Below are 22,018 nucleotides of genomic sequence, written 5' to 3'. Positions count from 1 at the left end.
GATGCAAGAGGCAGTTTTACGACTCGCGAGCGAAACGGTCGATGTGGTGATCAAAACCCATCCGTTCGCCGAAATTCTTTACTGGGGGCCGCACCTTCGCCATTTTTCACCGCAGGATGCGGCCACGCTTTCCCGCCCGATCGCCAACGGCAGACTGGACGTTGACTCGCCGGTGACGCTGATGGCGGAACTTGCCCACGGCCTGTTCGGCGCGCCGGGCATTGAAGGCCACCGTCAGGGGCTGGATGGTTCGCCGCTGTTCCGTACCGTTGCGGTCGCGCAGCAGGGACAAACCCTGACCCTTACCGCCGAAGATGACACCGCCGGCCTGCGTCTGACCAGCGAGATCGCCCTCGATGACAGCGGCGTGCTGGCGGTTCGTCATGGCCTGACCAATCTCAAAAGCCAGCCGTGGCAGGTTGAGCGCCTGGCCGTCACCCTGCCGCTGGCGGAACGTGCCCGCGAGGTGATGGCGTTTCATGGCCGCTGGATCCGCGAATTTCAGCCGCATCGCCTGCTGCTGGAGCATGACAGCTTCGTGATTGAAAACCGCCGCGGGCGCAGCTCCCACGAGCATTTCCCGGCCCTGATTAGCGGCACGCCGGGCTTCAGCGAAATGCACGGCGACGTCTGGGGCGTGCATCTGGGCTGGAGCGGCAACCATCGCCTGCGCGCGGAGGCCAAAACCGATGGCCGTCGTTATCTGCAGGCTGAAGCGCTGTACCTGCCGGGTGAAAAGGCGATTGAGGAGGGTGAAACCCTGTGGACGCCGCGGCTCTACGCCAGCTGCTCCGCTCAGGGGCTGAACGGCATGAGCCAGCAGTTCCACCGCTATCTGCGCGACAACATTATTCGTTTCCCGGAGAACAAACCGCGTCCGGTGCATCTCAACACCTGGGAGGGGATCTACTTTAACCACGATCCTGAGTACATCATGCGGATGGCAGACGAAGCGGCCTCGCTGGGGGTGGAGCGCTTTATCATTGACGATGGCTGGTTTAAAGGACGCAACGACGACCATGCTGCGCTGGGAGACTGGTATCTCGACGAGCAGAAATACCCCAATGGCTTAACGCCGGTGATCGACCATGTCAAAAGCCTCGGGATGGAGTTTGGTATCTGGGTCGAGCCAGAGATGATCAACCCGGACTCCGATCTGTATCGCGCTCACCCGGACTGGGTGCTGGCTCTGCCAGGCTATGCACAGGCCACCGGTCGCCACCAGTGGGTGCTGAACCTCAACATTCCTGCCGCGTTCAACTACCTGCTGGAGCGCATGAGCTGGCTGCTGGGTGAGCACCAGGTGGACTATGTGAAGTGGGACATGAACCGCGAGCTGGTGCAGCCGGGCCATAACGGCAGGGCCGCTGCCGACGCCCAGACCCGCCAGTTCTACCGTCTGCTGGACACCCTGGGCGAGCGCTTCCCGCACGTGGAGTTTGAATCCTGCTCCTCCGGCGGCGGGCGTATCGACTATGAGGTCCTGACCCGCTGCCATCGTTTCTGGGCTTCGGATAACAACGACGCGCTGGAACGTAATACTATCCAGCGTGGCATGAGCTACTTCTTCCCGCCGGAGGTGATGGGGGCGCATATCGGTCATCATAAATGCCATGCCACTTTCCGCCAGCACAGCATCGCCTTCCGGGGCCTGACGGCGCTGTTCGGCCATATGGGGCTGGAGCTGGATCCGCTCGCCGTGGATGAGCAGGAGCGCGAAGGCTATCGGCACTATGCGGCCCTGCATAAGCAGTGGCGGGAGGTGATCCACCACGGCACCCAGTGGCGGGTGGATATGCCCGACAGCACCACGCTGGCGCAGGGGATAGTGAGTCAGGATCAGGGCCAGGGGCTGTTTATTGTCAGCCAGTTGGCGATGCCGGATTACACCCTGATGATGCCGCTGCGCATGCCGGGGCTGGCGGCTAACGCCCAGTACCGTATCACGCTGCTCGACCACCCCAACATCCGCCTGACCGGCGAAGGGGGGCACACCATGCGCAAGCTGCCGGCGTGGATGGAATCCCCGCAAACGGTGAGCGGCGAATGGTTGATGCAGGCGGGGCTTGCCCTGCCGGTTCTGGATCCGGAAACCGCCATCCTGATTGGCGTTGAACGCGTATAAGGGCAATGGGCCGGGCAACCGGCCCTGAGTTGAGGATAAAAATAATGAACACGACTGCCTGTACCCACAAAGACAACCCGAACTTCTGGATCTTCGGGTCGTTCTTCTTTCTCTACTTCTTCATCATGGCCACCTGCTTTCCGTTCCTGCCGATCTGGCTGTCGGATATCATCGGCCTGAATAAAACCGATACCGGGATCGTCTTCTCCTGCATCTCGCTGTTTGCCATCTCGTTCCAGCCGGTGCTGGGAGTCGTGTCGGATAAGCTGGGGCTGAAAAAACACCTGCTGTGGATCATCGCGGTCCTGCTGTTTCTCTTCGCACCCTTTTTCCTCTACGTCTTCGCTCCGCTGCTGAAGACCAACATCTGGCTCGGGGCCCTGAGCGGAGGGGTCTATATCGGCTTCGTCTTCTCGGCGGGAGCGGGCGCGATTGAGGCCTACATTGAGCGCGTGAGTCGCAACAGCTTCTTTGAATACGGCAAGGCGCGGATGTTTGGCTGTCTCGGGTGGGGGCTGTGTGCCTCGACGGGCGGGATCCTGTTCGGGATTGACCCCTCGTATGTGTTCTGGATGGGTTCCGCGGCGGCGCTGGTGCTGATGGTGCTGTTGGTGGTGGCAAAACCTAAGCCTAACCAGACCGCGCAGGTGATGAACGCCCTCGGTGCTAACCAGCCGCAGATCACCGCCAGAACCGTGATTAACCTGTTCCGCCAGCGCAAAATGTGGATGTTCATTTTGTACGTGATTGGCGTGGCCTGCGTGTATGACGTCTTCGATCAGCAGTTCGCCACCTTCTTTAAAACCTTCTTCGCCACGCCGGAGGAGGGGACGCGGGCGTTTGGTTTTGCCACCACCGCCGGGGAGATCTGCAACGCCATCATCATGTTCTGCTCGCCGTGGATCATTAATCGCATTGGCGCGAAAAATACGCTGCTGATCGCCGGGGTGATTATGGCGACGCGCATTATTGGTTCGTCATTTGCGACCACCGCCGTGGAAGTGGTGGCCCTGAAGATGCTGCACGCGCTGGAGGTGCCGTTCCTGCTGGTGGGCGCGTTCAAGTACATCACCGGCGTGTTCGATACCCGACTGTCCGCTACCATCTATCTGATTGGTTTCAACTTTGCCAAACAGCTGGCGGCGATTTTCCTCTCCGCCTTTGCCGGGAATATGTATGACCGGATCGGCTTCCAGGATACCTACCTGATGCTGGGCTGTTTTGTGCTGGCGGTAACGGTGTTGTCGGCCTTTACGCTGAGCAGCAGGCAGGAGATCGCGGCGCGCGGTAATACGGCGGAGGTGAACTAAAAAGACGCTGAACCAGGTTGAGGCCCGCGAAAACGACGAAACCCACCAGAGGTGGGTTTCATAAATCGCTTTGCCTATGATGTACGCAACTAGAACCTATAAAAGGGGAAGTAGACAGTACAGGCTGCTGGGAGCAGATACTAAAGGTTGATGGTTTATTCGTCAACCCTTCTACGAGTATATGGTATGCTTCGACCCATTGTTATGGGAGCAAGAAGAAATGCCGCAAGCTACTCATTATAAACCGATTATTTCATTGATCTCGTCAATACGCCTTGATAGTTATCGCACGACTTTTCGTCCCGCTGATGAGTGTGAGCTTTATGGAATATACATCTGGTCCCAGCATGCAGCAGCGTCTATTTATCCGTTACTCCAAAACCTTGAGATTTCGTTAAGGAACGCCGTTGACAGAGAAGCAAGGGCAAGATTTGGCGAAATGTGGTGGGAAAGAATTCACAGCACAAAAGGCAGAGAACAATGTCATTTCCATAAAAATCTTGAAAAGGCTAAAGATTGCCTCGTTCGTGAATGGCGTAAAAAAGAGATGAGACGCAGGCGGGGCGTACATGCACAGGCCCGCTCTGTGCCGGACTGGACTCACGATCAGATTATTGCCGCAACGGATTTTAGTACCTGGCATTATGTATTAAATAATGAGTACAGTGCCCCCGCGCCGCGAGACAACCCGCTGTACTTGTGGCCTAAATCCTTAAGTAAGGTCTTTAAGAATTACGCAAAAATCAACGCGAATCCGCAAAGGGTCAGAAAAGAGCTGATTGATATCATCTTTGAACTGAGAGAGTACAGAAACCGTATCTCCCATCATGAACCTATCTGGGCCAAAGCGTCTAATGTTAACGATGCAAGAACAGCTATCGATACGATTAGGGTCAAGATAAATAAGATCGAACTTGTCATCGAAGCCCTTGATATCAATTTACTTAATGTGATGAAAAAGGTGGGGCTGTTTGAAAATGCCAGACGGGTTTGTTCAGTAGAGGAGCTGGATATTTTTCGCTATACCAAACCCTATTGTGCGTTATCACCCGAGCAGATTTCAGTCATTGAACAACCCTGCCGCGATGCGAAAGAGAGAAATGAAACCATTATATGGGAGCATGATGCGACGGTGTATGGCCTAAGAACGGTGCGCTAAAAGCAGGTGACACTTACTTGCATCACCTGCCTTATGATTATGCTAAATAAAACACCTCTTTCAGCCCGGTACTCACCGGGCTGTTGTCCGGGTTAGACGGCATCACTTCCCCCATATATTTCCACCAGCGCTGGCAGACATCGGTGTTCGCTACCGCGTTCCAGCGCTCTTCCGATTCAATCTCCACCGTGGCAAACAGCAGGTTGCGGGTCTTATCCAGATAAATGGCGTAGTGGTGCGCGCCGTGGTCTTTCAGCACCGCTTCCAGCTCGGGCCAGATCGGGTTGTGGCGACGCTCATACTCCTCGTGTGCATCAGGGTTCACCTGCATTACAAAGGCTTTGCGGATCATAATGCCTCCAGATAGAGTTCGCGCACTTCGTCGCGGCTGGCGCTGCGCGGGTTGCAGGGGGCGCACGGGTCGGCGAGGGCTTTGTCGAGCCAGCCTTCGATATCGGCTTTGGTGACGCCGAGCTTGCTGAAGCCGGACGGGATCCCGACGCGGGTGCTCAGGGCACGGATAGCGTTGATAGCCGCCATGCTGGCCGCTTCGTCGCTCATGTCACGGGTATCGACGCCCATCGCCTGCGCCACGCGGGCAAAGCGTTCCACGGCGTTCGGGCGGTTAAAGTTCTCGATGATCGGCAGCAGGATGGCGTTGCATACACCGTGCGGCAGGTTGTGCGTGGCCCCCGGCTGGTGGGCCAAAGCGTGCACCAGCCCGAGCCCGGCGCTGTTAAAGGCCATGCCGGCCAGATACTGGCCGAAGGCCATCTGCTCGCGCGCGACAATATTGTGGCCGTTGTCCACCGCTTCCGGCAGCCAGTGGGCGATCAGGCGAATGGCCTCCAGCGCATTGGCGTCGGTCAGCGGATGGGCGCCGACGGAGACATAGGCTTCGATGGCGTGGGTCAGGGCATCCATTCCGGTGGCGGCGGTGACGGAAGCCGGAATGTCGAGCATCACGCTGGCGTCATCCACGGCGATATCCGGAATGATGTTCGGGTCGATAATCACCTCTTTCACCTGACGCGTGGAGTCGATGATCACCGCATTGCTGGTCATCTCTGCCGCCGTGCCTGCGGTGGTATTGATGGCCACCAGCGGCACGCCAGCGTTGATCACCTTGCCGACGCCGGAATAGGCGGTAGACGGACCCGGGTTAGCGGTGAGAATCTTAATCGCTTTCGCGGTATCGATCGGGCTGCCGCCGCCGAAGGCAATGATGTAATCACAGTGCGCGTCCTGATACGCGGCATAGCCCTGCTGCACCAGTTCTTCGGTCGGGTTCGGGAAGACCGCGTCGAACAGGTGATAAGACATCTGCTGCGCGTCGAGGGCGGTAAACAGGCTGTCGAGCAGGCCCATTTTCACCAGCTGACCGTCAGTGACGATCAACGCGGTGCCCCACTGTTTGTTTGCCACCAGCTTAACCATATCGCCGATTGCGCCTGCGCCGTGCAGGCTGATTTTCGGCAGCGCCAACATAAAGCTCATGATAATTCTCCTTAATTACGGTGATTTTTATGCCCGGCGGCGCTGCGCTTGCACGCAGCGCCTCCCGGCATTTAGATCCGTCTTCGCTGCATAATCCGGCGGGTGATGATCGGCAGGGAGATCACCACAATCAGCATCGCGCCGATGATCACCGACATTACGATGCCCGGCACGTTGAGCAGGCTCAGGCCGAAGGTGACCAACCCCATCAGGAAGGCGGCGATAATCACGCCCACCATGCTGCCGGAACCGCCGAGAATATTGACCCCGCCGAGCACTGCCATGGTCACCACCGCCAGCTCCCAGCCCATCGCAATGGTCGGGCGGGTACTGCCCAGACGCGAGGTGAGCAGCACCGAGGCCAGCCCGGCCATCAGCCCCACAAGGGCAAATAGGATCAGGTTGTGACGCTTGACGTTGATGCCGGAATACCAGGCCCCGGTCGGGTTATTGCCGATGGCATAGGTGCGGCGCCCGAAGTTGGTCTTGTGCAGCACGAAGGCAAACACGGCCGCCAGCACGATAAACAGCGTGAACTCAAACGACAGCGCCCCCCAGACATACCCCTGACCAAACCAGGCGAAGCTCTCCGGGTACGCGTTCAGGGCCTGGTCGCCCAGCAGAATGTAGGTGATGCCGCGATAGAGGCTCATGGTGCCGATGGTGATGACAATCGACGACAGGTTAAAGCGGGTCACCAGCAGGCCGTTGAACAGCCCGCACAGCAGGCCAACCCCCAGGCCGACGCAGACCAGCCACGGGGTATCCAGCCCGGCCGCCGCGCAAAAGCCCATCACCGTGGAACTCAGGGCGATGGTGGAGGCCACCGACAGGTCAATTTCACGGGCAATAATCAGCATCGCCATCGGCAGCACGATGATCGCTTTTTCGGTGAAGTTGAACGTGGCGTCGGACAGGTTCCAGATATCGAGGAAATAGGGGGAGGCCAGGGCGTTAACCACGAACACCGCCAGGGTGACCGCCAGCAGAAAGCCTTCCCAGCACAGCAGGCGCTGGAAAATGCCTGCCGGGGCGGGGGTATTTTTAATCTCTTCAGACGTCATTACTTTACTCATGATCTTACCGCCTGTTTCTGACGTGCCAGCGCCGCATCACGCAGGATCAGCCGTCCTTTGCGTTTGTTGCCGCGCTCATTGAGCAGTACCGCAATCACGATCACCGTCCCGGAGATCGCCATCTGCCAGAACGGCGACACGCCGATCACCGGCAGGGCATTGTTGATCACTCCGAGGAACAGCGCTCCGCACAGGCAACCCAGCACCCGGCCGGTGCCGCCCATGGTGCTGATGCCGCCGATGACGCAGGCCGCCACCACCTGCAGCTCAAAGCCGTTCGCCACATCGACATAGGCCACCGCAAAGCGGGAGATCCACAGATAGCCGCAGAACCCGGCCAGTGCCCCGGAGAGGCAGAAGCTGACGAACTGCATTTTGCCCGCGTTGATCCCGGTGTAGTACGCCGCCGTCGCGTTACCGCCTGCGGTGTAGAGCGCCCGCCCGGTGCGGCTGTAGCGCAGGAAGTAGCCCACCAACAGCAGGGCGGCAATGGCGCACCAGCTCAGCACCGGTAAGCCCAGCACCGACGCCCGCGGCAGGCCGAGGAAGTCGGCACCCATCTGGTTGGAGTTAACCCAGCCGCCGCCGGAGAGCAGAAAGATAATCCCGCGATAGATGCTCATGGTGCCCAGCGTCACCACAATCGCCGGAATGCCCATCTTCCATACCAGCAGGCCGTTTATGAGGCCCATCACCAGGCCCAGCGCGGTGGCCAGGATCAGCAGCGCCCAGACCGGTACCCCGGGATAGTTAAAGTTAATCAGGGCGACAATCATCCCGGTCAGCGCCAGGTTGGCCGCCATCGACAGGTCGATGCCTCTGGTGAGCAGCACCATCATCTGCCCGAGAGCGAGAATGATCAGAATGGAGGTGTCGTTAAACATCTCCACCAGGTTGCCCGGGGCGATAAACGACGGGACGCGGGTGCCGATGGCGATCGCCATCAGCACGATCACCGCCGCCAGCAGCGCCTCGCGGTGTTTAAGCAGCTGTTGCACCATTATGCGGCCTCCTGTCTGGCACCGCTGGCGGCGCTGACGATGGTTTCGGCCGTCGCGCCTCCCGCCTGATATTCCGCCACCATTAATCCTTCATGCATGACGATAATGCGGTCGGCCATGCCCATCACTTCCGGCAGTTCGGAGGAGACCATGATCACCGCCAGGCCCTGACCAACCAGCTCAGACATAAACTGATGCACTGCCGCTTTGGAGCCGATATCGATCCCTTTGGTCGGCTCATCGAGGATAATGACGTCCGGTTGGGTCGCCAGCCATTTGCCGATCACCACTTTCTGCTGGTTGCCGCCGGAGAGCGTTTCCACCGCCTGTTTCCAGCTAAAGGCTTTCACCTGCAGGCGTTTGGCATATTCATCCGCCAGCTGCCACTCGCGATCGTCATTCAGCACCCCGCTGGCGTTGAGCTTGCTGAGCTGCGGCAGACTGATGTTCTGCGCAATCGACAGCTCGATAATCGCCCCCTGCTTCTGGCGCTCTTCCGGCACGCAGACAATCCCGGCCCGGATGGCGTCCGCCGGCTGGCGGAAATGCTGTTCTTTACCGTTCAGCACGATGCTGCCGGAGGAGGGACGCGAGACGCCGGAGAGCGCCTGCATCAGCTCGGTACGCCCGGCCCCCACCAGCCCATAGAAGCCGAGGATCTCGCCTTTGCGCAGGCTAAAGGAGATATTCGCGAACTCGGTGGGATGGCAGAGATTTTTCACCTCCAGCACGGTGTCGCCTTTTTCGCACGCCACTTTCGGGAAGGTCTGGGTAATGGCGCGGCCGACCATCATCGCCACCATCCGCTCTTCGGTGATGTCGTTGATGGCTCCAGCACCAACAAACACGCCGTCGCGCAGGATGGTGTAGTGATCCGCCAGCTCAAAAATCTCGTCGAACTTGTGCGAGATAAACAGGATCGCTTTCCCCTCCTGTTTCAGGCGTTCGACGATCTGATAGAACTCAAGAATTTCATGCTGCGACAGGGCGGCGGTGGGTTCATCGAGGATCACCACCTGGGCGTCAAACGACAGCGCCCGGGCAATCGCCACCATATGCCGCTGGGCGATGCTCAGGGTTTTCAGCGTCGCGCGTGGGTCGATCTGCACCTCCAGACGGGTGAGGATCGCCTGCGCCCGGCGGTGCATCTCCGGCCAGTCGAGTTTTTTGAAAATGCCTTTATAGAGGTACTGACCGACAAAAATATTTTCGGTGACCGACAGCTCATCGAACAGCACGGTCTCCTGGTGAATTGCGGTAATGCCTACCTTGTGCGCCGAATCGGGCGTCGGCAGGTGGATAGGAATGGCTTTGTAGAGGATCTCGCCCTCGTCGGGCTGGTAGATGCCGGTCATCACTTTGACCAGCGTCGATTTACCCGCGCCGTTTTCACCGATCAGGGCGGTGACTTTGCCGGGCCAGAGTTCAAGCTGCACGTTCTCAAGGGCGCGCACACCGGGGAAAACCTTGGTGATGCCTTTAAGTTGAAGCAATGGGGTCATGATAGTTCTCCATTTGATCTCCTCTCCCCTCGGGAGAGGGGAGAGGGAGAAGGAATCAGAAGATTTTCGAGAACTTATCAATGTTGCTGGCATCGTAAACAAACGGCTCAGCCATCGCGCCGCTGCCGTCGGCATCCAGCTTCACTTTGCCCAGTTTGCCCATGCTGGCTTCTTCTTTGGTCGCCGTGCCTTTCACCAGGTCATCCGCTAAGTAAGTGGCGGCATACCCAAGGTCGATCGGGTTCCAGATGGCGAAGCTCTTGCTGGCACCGGATTTCACCGCGCCCGCCATCTCAGACGGCAGGCCCAGACCGGTGACGTACACTTTGCCGATCTTGCCCTGATCTTTCACCGCCTGCGCCGCCGCCACGATGCCGACCGACGACGGAGAGACGATCACTTTCAGATCCGGGTAGGTTTTCAGCAGGCCGACCGCTTCGCGGTAGCTCTTATCCGACAGATCGTCGCCATAGGCCACGGTCACCAGATTGACGGACGGGTACTGCGGCAGCACCTTTTTCATCTCGGCAATCCAGGTGTTCTGGTTGGTGGAGGTTGGGGTGGCGCTCAGCACCGCCACGTCGCCTTTCTCCACGTTCAGCGCTTTCAGCGCTTCGGCCGCCAGCTTGACGTTCGTCTCGCCAATCAGCGCGTTATTGGAAGGGTTGAGGTGGATCTGGCGCCCGGCTTTCGCCACGCCGGAGTCCCATGACACCACTTTAATCCCGCGCTGCATCGCTTTTTTCAGCACCGGCACCACGGCATCGGGATCGTTAGCGGAGATAGCGATCGCATCCACACCCTGGGCGATCAACCCGTTCAGCACTTCGATCTGCGCTTCGGCGGTGGTGGTGGTCGGCCCGGTATAGATCACTTTGACATCACCTAACTCTTTGGCTGCCTCCTGGGCACCCACGTTTGCCGCTTCAAAGAAGCCGTTACCTAAGGATTTCGCCACCAGGGCGATTTTCACTTCAGCTAAAGCAGAACCGGACAACGCCAGGGCGGCAACGGTGAGGATCAAGCTTGTCTTTATTTTCATTGCTTTTACTCCACTTAATGAGGTGATTTGTGTAGGGATTGCAGGTGTAGCTTCGCCCCGTCTCAGTGAGCGGGGCGCGATGTTCTTATTTGTACAGATCTAACGCCGACTGCACAGGGTTAACGCCAAAGCGTTTGCCCAGCGCAATCAGTTCTTCCCGGGTGATGGTCTGCTTCATGCCACCCATCGAATACACTTTTACCAACACTTCGGCAGACTTCTCGGCGGTGTCGATCAGACCAAAGGTTTCATCGAGCGTCGGGCCGCTGCCGAACACGCCGTGGAACGGCCACAGCACCAGAGAGTGTTTTTGCATCTCAATCGCCGTGGCTGCGCCGATCTCGTCGGTACCCGGCACCATCCACGGCAGAATGCCCACGCCATCCGGGAATACCACCAGGCACTCGGTGCTGCCTTCCCACAGCTGACGGGTAATAACGTCAGTGTTGTTCTCCAGGACGAAGGTCAGGGCGATCAGGTTGGTGGCGTGGCAGTGCATGATCACGCGATCTTTCCCACTGGTGGCCTTGATACGTTCGCAGTGGGAGAGGAAGTGGGCCGGCAGCTCAGAGGTTGGCACCGCTTCGTCCGTCAGTCCCCAAAGAATGTGGTAGCCCGCGCCGTCGCTGTCCACTTTTACCACCCCTAAATTCGCGGTGGGATCGAGCTGCACGTTGCGGAAGAATTTGCCGGAACCGGTGACGATAAACGGCGTGTTGGCGAGCAGCGGCATCGGCTGGCTCAGGGCGATATAGCGCGGCTTCTGATGGAAGTCGGCGGCAAAGGGTTCAATATCCGCGTCATCCAGGCGCAGCGTCAGGTTGCCGCCGTTGCGCTCGTCCCAGCCTTTCAGCCAGGCGTCGGAGGTGGCTTTGATCATGCCCTGAACGAACCAGGATTGGGTGATGGTCTGCATTCTGTGTTTCCTTTGAAAATGCCGGGTGGCGCTGCGCTGACCCGGCCTACTTTTACCCGTAGGCCCGGCAAGCGAAGCGCCGCCGGGCAATGTCTTTACTTACGATTAGCTAATACGTCCTGCTCATACGCCCGCACGGTATCCAGCCACTGGCTGCCCGCCGGGGCGTCGTTGCGCTGGCAGTACATTTCCCATACCGCCTGCCACGGCAGTGATTTTTGCTCCTCCAGCAGTGCCAGACGTGCGGTGTAATCCCCTGCGGCTTCCAGCGCGCGCAGCTCGGAGGTCGGCTCCAGCAGGGCGCGCAGCAGGGCTTTCTTCATGTTGCGGGTGCCGATAACCCAGGCCGCAATGCGGTTGATGGAGGCATCGAAGAAGTCGAGGCCGATATGCACCCGGTCAAACAGGTCATGGCGGACGATCTCGCTGGCGATGGCCTGGGTTTCGTCATCCAGCAGCACCACGTGGTCGCTGTCCCAGCGCACCGGACGGCTGACGTGCAGCAGCAGGTGCGGCACATACAGCATCGCGGCGGAAATTTTGTCGGAGATCACTTCGGTGGGATGGAAGTGTCCCGCATCCAGGCACAGCGCGGTCTGACGGCTGGTGGCGTAGCCCATGTAGAACTCGTTGGAACCCACGGTGTAGCTCTCGGCGCCAATGCCGAACAGCTTGCTCTCCACGGCGTCGATGTGGTGCGCCGGGTCCAGCTTTTCGCTGATCGCTTCATCCAGCGCGGCCAGCAGGCGCTGACGCGGGGCGAGGCGGTCAACGGTAATGTCTTTCATCCCGTCCGGGATCCAGATGTTCATCACCGACGGGGTGCCCAGCTGCTCGCCAAAGTACGCCGACACGCGACGGCTGGCCTTCACGTGGTCGATCCAGAACTGACGGATCTCGTCATCGGCATGGGCGAGGGTAAAGCCGTCGGCGCTCAGGGGATGCGAGAAGCAGGAGGGGTTAAAATCGAGTCCCAGCTTTTTGGCTTTGGCCCACTCGACCCAATTCTTAAAATGTTCCGGCTTGATGGCATTGCGATCGACCGGCGTGTCGGACTCCAGATAGATGGCGTGCAGGTTCAGGCGTTTTGGCCCCGGGATCAGGCTCAGGGCCAGCTCCAGATCTGCCCGCAGTTCGGCGGCGTTACGCGCCTTGCCCGGATAGTTACCGGTGGCCTGAATACCGCCGGTCAGCGCGCCGCCCGGATTCTCAAAACCGGCGACGTCATCGCCCTGCCAGCAGTGCATAGAGACGGGCAGACGGTCGAGCTGACGCAGAGCCTCCTCGACATCCACGCCCACGGCGGCGAAACGCTGTTTAGCCAGTTCCCAGGCTTGTTCAAGTTGAGTGGTCATGCGCAAAGCTCCTTAGTCAGTCGTTTTTGCTGAAACTGCGCCCGGTAGCGGGCAATTTCATGGCAGGGATTGGGTGTGAAGGTGGTCAGGCCGTAATTCGCCGATACCACCGAACGGAAATCGTCCACGCTGGTCAGCTCGTCCAGGGTCATCAGCTGAATGCCGATATTGCCGAGGGTAGAAGCCTCGACCGGGCCCGCCACTACGGTAATACCGCAGGCATCGGCACAAAGCTGGTTGAGCAGCTGGTTCTGGCAACCGCCCCCGACGATATGCAGCTGGCTGAACGGCTTACCGCGCAGGTCAGCCAGTTCGTGCAGAATGTCGGCATACAGCAGGGCAAGGCTGTCGAAAATGCAGCGCGCCAGTTCGGCCGGGCGGGAAGGAACCGGGTGTCCGGCCTCGAAGCAGGCGGCCTGGATCTCAGCGCTCATGTGCGCCGGATTGATAAAGCGGTCGTCGTTTGGGTTGATCAGGAACGTGCAGGCCGTCAGCTTTTCGGTCTCGGCGATCAGCGCAGGCAGGTCGGTAATGTTTTGCTCTTTCAGCACCCGCTGCAGCAGCCACAGGCCCATGATGTTTTTCAGCACCCGGTAGCGGCCTTCGGCGCCGCCTTCATTGGTGATGTTCGCCGCCATTGCCGCATCGCTGGTGTACGGAGTCTTGCTCTCAAAGCCCATCAGCGACCAGGTGCCGGAGGAGAGATAGGCGGCGTCTTTACTGGCAAGCGGAGAGGCGATGACCGCGCTGGCAGTATCGTGGCTTGCCACCGCGACCACCGGAATGTGATTGCCCTGCGGGCAAAGCCACTGACCGATCACATTACCCGGATGGGTTGGTGTGCCAAACCAGGCGGGCGAGGCGCCGGTCCAGTTCAGCAGCTTTTCATCCCAGTTATCCGAGTTGATATTAACCAGTTGGGTGGTGGTCGCGTTGGTATATTCCCAGTTCATGTTGCCGGTCAGGCGATAGCTGAAATAGTCCGGGATCAGCAGCGCGTGCGCCACGCTGGCGGCCAGGTCCGGCTGTTGCTCAACCAGCGCGCGCAGCTGGTACAGCGTGTTAAAGGGCAGGAACTGGATGCCGCTGCGCCCGTAAATGGTCTCTTTGCCAAGCTGGGCAATAGCATGCGCCATCACGCCATCGGTACGGTTATCACGATAGGAGACTGGCAGGCCGACGCGCTCGCCGTGGCGGTTAAGCAGCACGTAGTCAACGCCCCAGGTATCAATGCCAATGCTGTCAATGAGAATGCCTTCATTGCAGACGTTGGCCAGGCCGGTACGGATCTCCGTCTCCAGAGCGTCAATATCCCAGGTATCGAAGCCATCCTGCTTTTGCAGGCAGTTAGCAAAACGGTGCATTTCACGAAGCGAAAGCGTGCGCTGGTTACAGTCCCAGGTGGCCAGCATGACGCGGCCGCTGGATGCGCCTAAATCGACTGCCACACAATGGCGAAAAGTCATGGTCGGGTCCTTCTTTAAGTCATTGGCGATGAGTGTAAGAAAGGGAAGAAAAAGCCACCTTCTCGCCACTGACAGACGAAATCTGCGGCTGGCAAGAAAGCAAAGATGAACGTGAGGAAGTTCACAGTTTCCAGTAATGGCGGGGTTTGTGGGCAATGTGATGGTTACCGCATTTCCTGATCTTTCCGCCTGTTTCTTGAAAAACAGACAGCTTTTGCGAGGTTTGCTGCCGAAAATTTAAGGTGAGTCCGGAGAGCCTTAATTACTATTTTGAGAACATTTCTCATTGGTGGGGGCCGTTATGACCGTACTACACAGCGTGGATTTTTTTCCTGCGGGAGGTTCGCCTGTCGCGATTGAGCCACGGCTCCCTCAGGCAGCGTTTCCAGAACATCATCATGATTTTCATGAGATTGTTATCGTTGAGCACGGTACGGGCATTCACGTGTTTAACGGCCAGCCGTACACCATCAGCGGCGGCACGGTGTGCTTTGTGCGCGACCATGACAGGCACCTGTATGAACATACCGACAACCTGTGCCTGACCAATGTGCTCTACCGCTCCCCGGACGCGTTCCAGTTTCTCTCCGGGCTGAACCAGCTGCTGCCGCAGGAAAAGGACGGGCACTATCCGTCACACTGGCGGGTGAATCAATCCACGCTCCAGCAGGTGCGCCAGCTGGTAAGCCAGATGGAGAAGAGCGAAGAGGGTCAGGAAACGCACGCCATTGCCACCCGGGAGCTGTTGTTTATGCAGCTACTGGTGCTGCTGCGCCGCAGTAGCCTGGTGGAAGGGCTGGACAATAACGACGCGCGGTTAAACCAGCTGATGGCCTGGCTGGAAGATCACTTTGCTGAGGATGTCTGCTGGGAAACGCTGGCGGATGATTTTTCCCTGTCGCTGCGCACCCTGCATCGCCAGCTTAAGCAGCACACCGGCCTGACGCCCCAGCGCTATCTCAACCGGCTGCGTTTAATTAAAGCCCGTCACCTGCTGCGCCATACCGACGAAAGCGTGACGGATATCGCCTATCGCTGCGGTTTCGGCGACAGTAACCACTTTTCGACGCTTTTTCGCCGCGAGTTTAACTGGTCGCCGCGTGACATTCGCCACGGCAAGGACGCTTCACTTCAGTAACGCGAAGGCAGTCACCGTTTTTCACCGCAAAAAGGCTAATAATGTCAGGTTATTGGCCGTTGAGGTGATGGTGTGGTTGCTCAGTTAATTCTCCGTAAAGATGATTTTTTTACCTCCGCAGGCCAGGCCGTCGCGGTGGCGGATCGCTATCCGCAAAACGTCTTTGCTGAGCACACCCATGAGTTCTGTGAACTGGTACTGGTCTGGCGCGGCAACGGTTTGCACGTTCTCAACGATCGGCCCTACCGCATTACCCGCGGGGATCTGTTCTACATCCGCGCCGAAGATAAACACTCCTACGCCTCAGTGAACGACCTGGTGTTGCAGAACGTCATTTACTGCCCGGAAAGGCTGAAACTCAACGTCGACTGGGCCGCCAATATCCCCCGTTTTAATGAAGCAAAGAGTACGCCGCACTGGCGCTTAAGCAGCAACGGCATGACCCAGGTGCGCCAGGTGATCTCCCAGCTGGAGCAGGAGAGCCAGAAAAGCGATCCTGCTGCTAACCAGATGGCGGAGCTGCTCTTCGCCCAACTGGTAATGACCCTCAATCGCCATCGTTACGCCACCGATAACCCCTCAGCCACTGCCCAGGAAGCCCTGCTCGATAAGCTGATCACCACCCTGGCGGGCAGCCTGAACAAAAGCTTCGTGCTGGAGAAGTTTTGTGAACAGGAGCAGTGCAGCGAGCGCGCCCTGCGCCAGCAGTTCCGCTCTCAGACCGGGATGACGGTCAACCACTATTTGCGCCAGCTGCGCATCTGCCACGCCCAGTATCTGCTGCAGCATACGGAGCTGATGGTCAGCGAAGTGGCGATGCGCTGTGGCTTTGAGGACAGTAATTATTTTTCGGTGGTGTTTAACCGGGAGGTAGCGATGACGCCGGTACAATGGCGTCATCGCAGTCGAAAGGCCGCGTAATCAGTTTGCCATGCCAAGGCCGACAATGTTGGCCGCGATAATAATCACCACGCAGCCCAGGCTCAGCACGCCCACCGGACGACGCCCGGCGTTGTTCCACTCCTTCAGGATCAAGCCCACCAGCCCGCCGCAGAGCACGTAGAAGCTCATGTGCAGCATCCAGCTCATGTAGTCATACTGCGCCGGAATGCTGGCATGGCCCCAGGCGTAGAAGAAGAACTGCAGATACCACATCAGGCCGCCGAGCGCCGAGAGCAGCACGTTGGTGACGATCAGCGATTTTGCCAGTGAGAAATCCGCTTTTACCGACAGATCCTTCACTTTGGCCAGACGAATAAAGCAGAAGCCGAGGTTAACCAGCGCGCCGCCGCCCATGATCACCACGTAGCTTGGCAGAGCGACGTACAGCGGATCGACCCCCAGCGCGGCTGCGGCTTCATGCATCGGTTTGGCGGCGTTCATCGCAAACGACATCCCCGCTGAGAAGATGCCGCACATGACCGCCAGCACCAGGCCTTTCTTCAGGTTGAAGTCCTCTGCCTTGATACCCATTTTGCGCTCTTTCAACTGACCTGCGCGGGTGACAATACCCACGCCGATCACCGCCACCAGCACCCCCAACAGCGTCATGCGGCCGCCTTCGGTGTTGATCAGCACGTCGAAATTGCCGTTGAGGATCGGCGTCATCAGGGTGCCGACGATCAGCGTAATGCCGATCGCAATGCCGATACCCATCGACATGCCAAGGTAGCGCATGGTCAGGCCGTAGTTGATGTTGCCGATGCCCCACATGGCGCCAAACAGAAACACCGGCAGCAGGGTGGAGGCGCTGAAGGAAGAGAAGTAACCCCAGAAATCCGGGAGCAGCATGGCGCTAATGGTCCAGGGTAAAATCAGCCATGACACGGTACCGCCAACGGACCACATGGTTTCCCATGACCAGCCTTTAACCTTTTTAAACGGGGCATAGAAACAGGCTGCACTGGCCGCGCCTATCAAATGCCAGAAAATACCCATCGTAATCACATGATTCATTTTTACATCCTCATCGTTTTTATAGTCAGTAGCTTCCCGCCGACTTGATGAGTGTAAAAATTAGGCGGTTTGGGTACCTTCGGTAGGTTGCCGCACCTTCGTTTTGAATGGCAATCAACGCGTTAACCGCGTGAGCAGACTCACAAATTCGTTATTTATCAAAACTGAATAACCTTATTAAAACTACGGCATTGATAAACATTTTCAATATCATTTAATTAACTATAATGAACCAACTGCTTACGCGGCATTAACACGTTTGCCGCCCGACTATAATGGAGATGATTATGAGCTATACCCTGCCATCCCTGCCGTACGCTTACGACGCCCTTGAGCCGCATTTCGACAAGCAGACGATGGAGATCCATCACACCAAACACCACCAGACTTACGTTAACAACGCCAACGCGGCGCTGGAAAGCCTGCCAGAGTTCGCCAGCCTGCCTGCTGAAGAGCTGATCACCAAACTGGATCAACTGCCAGCTGACAAGAAAACCGTACTGCGTAACAACGCTGGCGGCCATGCTAACCACAGCTTCTTCTGGAAAGGCCTGAAAACCGGCACCACCCTGCAGGGTGACCTGAAAGCCGCTATCGAGCGCGACTTCGGCTCCGTTGATAACTTCAAAGCTGAGTTTGAAAAAGCCGCTGCGACCCGTTTCGGCTCTGGCTGGGCGTGGCTGGTACTGAAAGGCGACAAACTGGCTGTGGTTTCTACCGCGAACCAGGATTCCCCGCTGATGGGCGAAGCAATTTCTGGCGCGTCTGGCTTCCCAATCGTGGGCCTGGACGTGTGGGAACACGCTTACTACCTGAAATTCCAGAACCGTCGCCCGGACTACATCAAAGCCTTCTGGGACGTGGTGAACTGGGACGAAGCAGCAGCACGTTTCGCCGCTAAAAAATAAGGTTGCAAAGCCGCCTGTGAGAAGCGAGTCTGATGACTCGCTTTTTTTATACCCACAATCTGCACAAGGAGCCGCGATGAACTATCCCGTTAATGTATTCACCGGAAAAATAAGGGACTATGACGGTAGCCGCCCGAGCGCAATTGCCAAACTGCAGGTTGACGGGGAACTGACGTTAACCGAGCTGGGTCTGACGGGAGATGAGCAGGCAGAGAAGAAAATCCACGGCGGGCCGGATCGGGCGCTGTGCCACTATCCGCGCGAGCATTATCAGCACTGGGCGAGCGAATATCCTGCCCAGGCCGGGCTTTTTGTCGCGCCGGCGTTCGGCGAAAACCTCTCCACTGAGGGGCTGACGGAGAAGAACGTCTTTATCGGGGATATCTTTCGCTGGGGCGACGCCCTGATCCAGGTGACCCAGCCGCGCTCCCCGTGCTTCAAACTCAACTTCCATTTTGGCATTAACGACATGGCCACGCAGTTACAGAACGCAGCGAAAACCGGCTGGCTCTATCGCGTGGTGCTGGCAGGGCAGGTTTCGGCTGATGCGCCGCTGACGTTGGTCTCCCGCCTGAGCGATGTGTCGGTGCATGACGCCTGCGCCATCGCCTGGCACATGCCCTTTGACGATGACCAGTACCGCCGGTTGTTATCGGCGGCGGGGCTATCGACCAGCTGGACAAGAACCATGCAGAAGCGGCGAATTAGCAACAAGATCGAGGATAATTCCCGGAGATTATGGGGAAGGTAGGCCGGGTAAGGCAAAGCCGCCACCCGGCACAATAGCTACGATCGTTTGTACAACGGCAACCAGAGCGTTAACCGTAATCCGCCCAGCGGGCTGTCGTCGGCTTTCACCCAGCCGCGGTGCTGCTGAATGGCGGTTTCGACAATCGCCAGGCCCAGCCCGGTACCGCCAGATTCCCTGTCGCGTGCCTCATCGGTACGATAGAACGGACGGAAAATCTGCTCGCGATCTTCCGGGCTCACGCCAGGACCATCGTCATCGACGTTGATGGTGATACCGTCTTTATCCACCGAGAACGCCACCTCGATTTTGGTATGCGAGTAGCGCAGGGCGTTACGTACAATATTTTCCAGCGCGCTTTCCAGCGTATTGGGGTTACCGTACAGCGGCCATGGCCCCGGTGGGAAGTTAACCGTGAAGGATTTCCCCATCTGCTCGGCTTCGAATGCCGCGTTATCCAGCACCTCATGCCACAGGTGGTTAGCTTTCACCGTTTCGCTCACCAGCGCGTTTTTCTGCTGATTGCGTGACATCACCAGCAGGTCATTGATCATGCTGTCCAGACGATGCGCTTCCGTTTCGATACGCTCCAGCTCTTTGCTCTCTCCGCCGCGGCGGCGCAGCAGGGCGGTGCCCAGTTGCAGACGCGTCAGCGGAGTGCGCAGTTCGTGGGAGATATCAGAGAGCAGACGCTGCTGTGTGGTCATCATCCGCTCCAGCGCCGTCACCATCTGGTTGAAGCTGGCACCCGCCGCCAGGAACTCCTGCGGCCCGGCTTCCAGTTCCGGGTGCTGCCGCAGGTTACCCTGCGCCACTTCATCCGCGGCGTTTTTCAACTTACGCGCCGGTTTCGCCAGGCTCCACGCCAGCCACAGCAGCAGCGGTGAACTCACCAGCATAGTGACAATTAAGAGCAGCAGCGGGCGGTCAAACAGCAGGTTGATAAAGTCGGACTGGGAGTTGCTCGCCGGACGAATCAGATAGAGCTGGTAATTATCTTCCCCGTCATTGACGGAGAATGGCCCCACCATCTCTACCCGACCATATTTTTTCTTTTGCGGATGATCGGCGTTATCCGCCTGGCCAATGAAGTTGCGGATGATCTGCATTTCATTGCGATCGGCACCGATTACGCGGCCTTCGCTGGTGACCAGCAGCAGGCGTTGCCCCGGCGGCGCCCATTTTTCGATAGCGCGAAACAGCCTGCGCCACCACATCAAATCATTGGGCGGATCGATGGCCAGCTCTGCTTCTACGTGCTGCTCGATCATCACACCCTGACGTTGCTCGCTGTCGAGGAGCTCCGTCATCTGGCGTGAGTCGAGTTTGGGTAACATCAAAACCAGCATTAACACCAGTGCCAGCGTCAGCCAGAAGATGGCGAAGATGCGGGCGGTTAAGCTGCCTATCATGAAGCGGACACCATCAGATAGCCGCGTCCGCGCAGGGTTTTAAACCACGGGTGACCATCCTTGCGCTCCGGTAATTTGCGGCGCAGGTTGGAGATGTGCATATCAATGGCACGGTCGAACGGGGTCAGGCGCTTACCCAGCACTTCCTGGCTCAGATGTTCACGCGATACCACCTGGCCCAGATGCTGCGCCAGCAGATAAAGCAGGGTGAATTCGGTGCCGGTCAGCTCCAGCGCCTGGCCGTCGAAACTGGCCTCCTGGCGGCCCGGGTTGAGGCTCAGGGAGTCCACTTCAAGGGTTGGCGAACCGTTGTCGGTGTTCTGCTGCTGCTCGCTCCAGTGCGAACGACGCAGGATCGCCCGAATACGTGCCACCAGCTCCCGGTCGTTAAACGGCTTAGGCAGATAGTCATCGGCACCCAGCTCAAGGCCCAGCACGCGATCGAGTTCGCTGCCGCGCGCGGTCAGCATAATTACAGGGGTCTGGTGAGTCTGGCGCAGCTCTTTAAGGGTGTCGATACCGTTCTTCTTCGGCATCATGACGTCGAGCAAAAGCAAGTCGATGCTATCGTCGAGTTGACTCAGCGCCTGCTCCCCGTCATGGGCCACCGACACGTCAAAGCCTTCCATGTCGAGCAACTCCTTTAAAAGGGATGTCAGCTCTCGGTCATCATCAACTAACAGGATTTTATTCATTGTTTAAATACCTCCGAGGCAGAAATTACGTCATCAAGGCTCTCTAATCCATGACTTTACGTTGTTTTACACCCCCTGACGCATGTTTGCAGCCTGAATCGTAGACTGGTTCTCGTTGAATCGCGACACGAAAGATTTTGGGAGTAAGTGATGCGCAAAGTTACCGCTGCCGTCATGGCCTCAACGCTGGCGTTTAGTGCATTTAGCCAGGCTGCTGGAGTCATCACCGGCGATAACCGTCCTTCAGCAGAGGGCATCGCGCAGCAGAGTGGCCAGGGCCATATGTTCGACGGCATAAGTTTAACCGAACATCAGCGTCAACAGATGCGAGATCTGATGCAGCGGGCTCGACATGACCAGCCCCCTGTTAATGTTAGCGAAATGGAGACAATGCATCGCCTTGTCACCGCAGAAAATTTTGACGAAAACGCTGTGCGCGCTCAGGCAGACAAAATGGCGCAGGAGCAGGTTGCCCGACAGGTCGAAATGGCTAAAGTCCGCAACCAGATGTTCCACCTGCTAACGCCCGAGCAGCAAGCGGTTTTGAACCAGAAACACCAGCAACGTATGGATCAGTTGCGTGAGGTTGCACGGATGCAAAAGAACGCTGAATCGACGCTTTTTAGTAGCAATACCCGTAGTAACCAGTAGACCCTGTTTTCCTTGCCATAGACACCATCCCTGTCTTCCCCCTCATGATGAGGGGGTTTTT

The 22,018-nt window shown here is 57.9% G+C and carries 20 protein-coding genes; 8 read left to right on the top strand and 12 right to left on the bottom strand.

The features are described from left to right. The first annotated feature begins 1 nt into the window (after position 1). The 3 genes from ES815_RS09520 to ES815_RS09510 all read left to right on the top strand — a co-directional run bounded on the left by ES815_RS09520 (position 2) and on the right by ES815_RS09510 (position 4,594). Positions 2–2,125 (top strand): alpha-galactosidase, encoded by a 2,124-nt coding sequence (locus tag ES815_RS09520; protein WP_142487595.1) that lies wholly within the window; start codon positions 2–4, stop codon positions 2,123–2,125. Between the two features lie 44 nt (positions 2,126–2,169). Next, positions 2,170–3,435, top strand: coding sequence for an MFS transporter (locus ES815_RS09515; protein ID WP_142487594.1), 1,266 nt, complete (start codon positions 2,170–2,172; stop codon positions 3,433–3,435). Between the two features lie 220 nt (positions 3,436–3,655). After that, positions 3,656–4,594: an Abi family protein gene (locus tag ES815_RS09510; RefSeq protein WP_185902395.1), complete on the top strand. Its 939-nt coding sequence runs from the start codon at positions 3,656–3,658 to the stop codon at positions 4,592–4,594. Between the two features lie 37 nt (positions 4,595–4,631). Here ES815_RS09510 and rhaM read toward each other — a convergent pair whose 3' ends face one another. The 9 genes from rhaM to rhaB all read right to left on the bottom strand — a co-directional run bounded on the left by rhaM (position 4,632) and on the right by rhaB (position 14,449). Continuing rightward, a complete protein-coding gene (rhaM, locus tag ES815_RS09505; RefSeq protein ID WP_142487592.1) occupies positions 4,632–4,946 on the bottom strand; it encodes an L-rhamnose mutarotase in 315 nt (104 codons plus the stop codon). Further along, entirely contained in the window at positions 4,943–6,091 is a 1,149-nt protein-coding gene (gene fucO, locus ES815_RS09500; RefSeq protein ID WP_142487591.1) for a lactaldehyde reductase, read from the bottom strand. The genes rhaM and fucO overlap by 4 nt, the downstream gene beginning before the upstream one ends. Positions 6,092–6,162: 71 nt before the next feature. After that, complete coding sequence (locus ES815_RS09495) at positions 6,163–7,167, bottom strand: ABC transporter permease (protein ID WP_142487590.1); 1,005 nt, start codon at positions 7,165–7,167, stop codon at positions 6,163–6,165. Further along, positions 7,164–8,168: an ABC transporter permease gene (locus tag ES815_RS09490; RefSeq protein WP_142487589.1), complete on the bottom strand. Its 1,005-nt coding sequence runs from the start codon at positions 8,166–8,168 to the stop codon at positions 7,164–7,166. Before ES815_RS09490 ends, ES815_RS09495 begins: the two co-directional genes overlap by 4 nt. Then, positions 8,168–9,670, bottom strand: a complete 1,503-nt coding sequence (locus ES815_RS09485) for a sugar ABC transporter ATP-binding protein (protein ID WP_142487588.1) — start codon at positions 9,668–9,670, stop codon at positions 8,168–8,170. Before ES815_RS09485 ends, ES815_RS09490 begins: the two co-directional genes overlap by 1 nt. A gap of 55 nt (positions 9,671–9,725) precedes the next feature. Further along, positions 9,726–10,712 (bottom strand): rhamnose ABC transporter substrate-binding protein, encoded by a 987-nt coding sequence (gene rhaS / locus ES815_RS09480; protein ID WP_032615332.1) that lies wholly within the window; start codon positions 10,710–10,712, stop codon positions 9,726–9,728. Positions 10,713–10,797: 85 nt separating this feature from the next. Then, a complete protein-coding gene (gene rhaD, locus ES815_RS09475) occupies positions 10,798–11,628 on the bottom strand; it encodes a rhamnulose-1-phosphate aldolase (protein WP_142487587.1) in 831 nt (276 codons plus the stop codon). A 95-nt stretch (positions 11,629–11,723) separates the two neighbouring features. Further along, the gene (rhaA, locus tag ES815_RS09470; RefSeq protein WP_142487586.1) at positions 11,724–12,983 is read right to left on the bottom strand and encodes an L-rhamnose isomerase; all 1,260 of its coding nucleotides are present in this window, start codon (positions 12,981–12,983) and stop codon (positions 11,724–11,726) included. Then, positions 12,980–14,449 carry a rhamnulokinase gene (gene rhaB / locus ES815_RS09465; RefSeq protein WP_142487585.1) on the bottom strand — a complete coding sequence of 490 codons (1,470 nt, stop codon included), beginning with the start codon at positions 14,447–14,449 and terminating at the stop codon, positions 12,980–12,982. The genes rhaA and rhaB overlap by 4 nt, the downstream gene beginning before the upstream one ends. A gap of 301 nt (positions 14,450–14,750) precedes the next feature. Here rhaB and rhaS (ES815_RS09460) point away from each other — a divergent pair, with 301 nt between their 5' ends. Both rhaS (ES815_RS09460) and rhaR read left to right on the top strand, forming a co-directional pair. Next, a complete protein-coding gene (gene rhaS / locus ES815_RS09460) occupies positions 14,751–15,587 on the top strand; it encodes an HTH-type transcriptional activator RhaS (protein WP_142487584.1) in 837 nt (278 codons plus the stop codon). A 72-nt stretch (positions 15,588–15,659) separates the two neighbouring features. Then, a complete protein-coding gene (gene rhaR / locus ES815_RS09455) occupies positions 15,660–16,508 on the top strand; it encodes an HTH-type transcriptional activator RhaR (RefSeq protein ID WP_142487583.1) in 849 nt (282 codons plus the stop codon). On the opposite strand, the gene rhaT is transcribed toward rhaR, so the two are convergent. Then, positions 16,509–17,543, bottom strand: a complete 1,035-nt coding sequence (gene rhaT, locus ES815_RS09450) for an L-rhamnose/proton symporter RhaT (RefSeq protein WP_142487582.1) — start codon at positions 17,541–17,543, stop codon at positions 16,509–16,511. Positions 17,544–17,830: 287 nt separating this feature from the next. Here rhaT and sodA point away from each other — a divergent pair, with 287 nt between their 5' ends. Further along, positions 17,831–18,451, top strand: a complete 621-nt coding sequence (gene sodA, locus ES815_RS09445; protein ID WP_032615319.1) for a superoxide dismutase [Mn] — start codon at positions 17,831–17,833, stop codon at positions 18,449–18,451. Between the two features lie 76 nt (positions 18,452–18,527). After that, a complete protein-coding gene (gene yiiM / locus ES815_RS09440) occupies positions 18,528–19,202 on the top strand; it encodes a 6-hydroxyaminopurine reductase (RefSeq protein WP_142487581.1) in 675 nt (224 codons plus the stop codon). Positions 19,203–19,237: 35 nt separating this feature from the next. On the opposite strand, the gene cpxA is transcribed toward yiiM, so the two are convergent. Together cpxA and cpxR are read right to left on the bottom strand one after the other, a co-directional pair. Beyond that, positions 19,238–20,611 (bottom strand): envelope stress sensor histidine kinase CpxA, encoded by a 1,374-nt coding sequence (gene cpxA / locus ES815_RS09435; protein ID WP_142487580.1) that lies wholly within the window; start codon positions 20,609–20,611, stop codon positions 19,238–19,240. Continuing rightward, positions 20,608–21,306 (bottom strand): envelope stress response regulator transcription factor CpxR, encoded by a 699-nt coding sequence (gene cpxR / locus ES815_RS09430; RefSeq protein WP_106995771.1) that lies wholly within the window; start codon positions 21,304–21,306, stop codon positions 20,608–20,610. The genes cpxA and cpxR overlap by 4 nt, the downstream gene beginning before the upstream one ends. Before the next feature lie 150 nt (positions 21,307–21,456). Between cpxR and cpxP the strand changes: the two genes are divergently transcribed. Further along, the gene (gene cpxP / locus ES815_RS09425; protein ID WP_142487579.1) at positions 21,457–21,957 is read left to right on the top strand and encodes a cell-envelope stress modulator CpxP; all 501 of its coding nucleotides are present in this window, start codon (positions 21,457–21,459) and stop codon (positions 21,955–21,957) included. Positions 21,958–22,018: the final 61 nt, after the last annotated feature.

The organism is Leclercia adecarboxylata (genome assembly GCF_006874705.1).
Classification (GTDB): Bacteria; Pseudomonadota; Gammaproteobacteria; order Enterobacterales; family Enterobacteriaceae; genus Enterobacter; species Enterobacter adecarboxylatus_C.
The sequence above is the reverse complement of the archived record's forward strand: the minus strand, read 5'-3'. Positions and strand labels throughout refer to the sequence as shown.

What these genes read in the sequence shown, in the direction of transcription:
- fucO (WP_142487591.1), bottom strand. Translation starts at nt 6,091, where the DNA reads ATGAGCTTTATGTTGGCGCTGCCGAAAATCAGCCTGCACGGCGCAGGC.
- rhaS (WP_142487584.1), top strand. Translation starts at nt 14,751, where the DNA reads ATGACCGTACTACACAGCGTGGATTTTTTTCCTGCGGGAGGTTCGCCT.
- ES815_RS09510 (WP_185902395.1), top strand. Translation starts at nt 3,656, where the DNA reads ATGCCGCAAGCTACTCATTATAAACCGATTATTTCATTGATCTCGTCA.
- sodA (WP_032615319.1), top strand. Translation starts at nt 17,831, where the DNA reads ATGAGCTATACCCTGCCATCCCTGCCGTACGCTTACGACGCCCTTGAG.
- cpxA (WP_142487580.1), bottom strand. Translation starts at nt 20,611, where the DNA reads ATGATAGGCAGCTTAACCGCCCGCATCTTCGCCATCTTCTGGCTGACG.
- cpxP (WP_142487579.1), top strand. Translation starts at nt 21,457, where the DNA reads ATGCGCAAAGTTACCGCTGCCGTCATGGCCTCAACGCTGGCGTTTAGT.
- rhaT (WP_142487582.1), bottom strand. Translation starts at nt 17,543, where the DNA reads ATGAATCATGTGATTACGATGGGTATTTTCTGGCATTTGATAGGCGCG.
- ES815_RS09490 (WP_142487589.1), bottom strand. Translation starts at nt 8,168, where the DNA reads ATGGTGCAACAGCTGCTTAAACACCGCGAGGCGCTGCTGGCGGCGGTG.
- rhaM (WP_142487592.1), bottom strand. Translation starts at nt 4,946, where the DNA reads ATGATCCGCAAAGCCTTTGTAATGCAGGTGAACCCTGATGCACACGAG.
- rhaD (WP_142487587.1), bottom strand. Translation starts at nt 11,628, where the DNA reads ATGCAGACCATCACCCAATCCTGGTTCGTTCAGGGCATGATCAAAGCC.
- rhaA (WP_142487586.1), bottom strand. Translation starts at nt 12,983, where the DNA reads ATGACCACTCAACTTGAACAAGCCTGGGAACTGGCTAAACAGCGTTTC.
- ES815_RS09520 (WP_142487595.1), top strand. Translation starts at nt 2, where the DNA reads ATGCAAGAGGCAGTTTTACGACTCGCGAGCGAAACGGTCGATGTGGTG.
- yiiM (WP_142487581.1), top strand. Translation starts at nt 18,528, where the DNA reads ATGAACTATCCCGTTAATGTATTCACCGGAAAAATAAGGGACTATGAC.
- cpxR (WP_106995771.1), bottom strand. Translation starts at nt 21,306, where the DNA reads ATGAATAAAATCCTGTTAGTTGATGATGACCGAGAGCTGACATCCCTT.
- ES815_RS09515 (WP_142487594.1), top strand. Translation starts at nt 2,170, where the DNA reads ATGAACACGACTGCCTGTACCCACAAAGACAACCCGAACTTCTGGATC.
- rhaS (WP_032615332.1), bottom strand. Translation starts at nt 10,712, where the DNA reads ATGAAAATAAAGACAAGCTTGATCCTCACCGTTGCCGCCCTGGCGTTG.
- ES815_RS09495 (WP_142487590.1), bottom strand. Translation starts at nt 7,167, where the DNA reads ATGAGTAAAGTAATGACGTCTGAAGAGATTAAAAATACCCCCGCCCCG.
- rhaB (WP_142487585.1), bottom strand. Translation starts at nt 14,449, where the DNA reads ATGACTTTTCGCCATTGTGTGGCAGTCGATTTAGGCGCATCCAGCGGC.
- ES815_RS09485 (WP_142487588.1), bottom strand. Translation starts at nt 9,670, where the DNA reads ATGACCCCATTGCTTCAACTTAAAGGCATCACCAAGGTTTTCCCCGGT.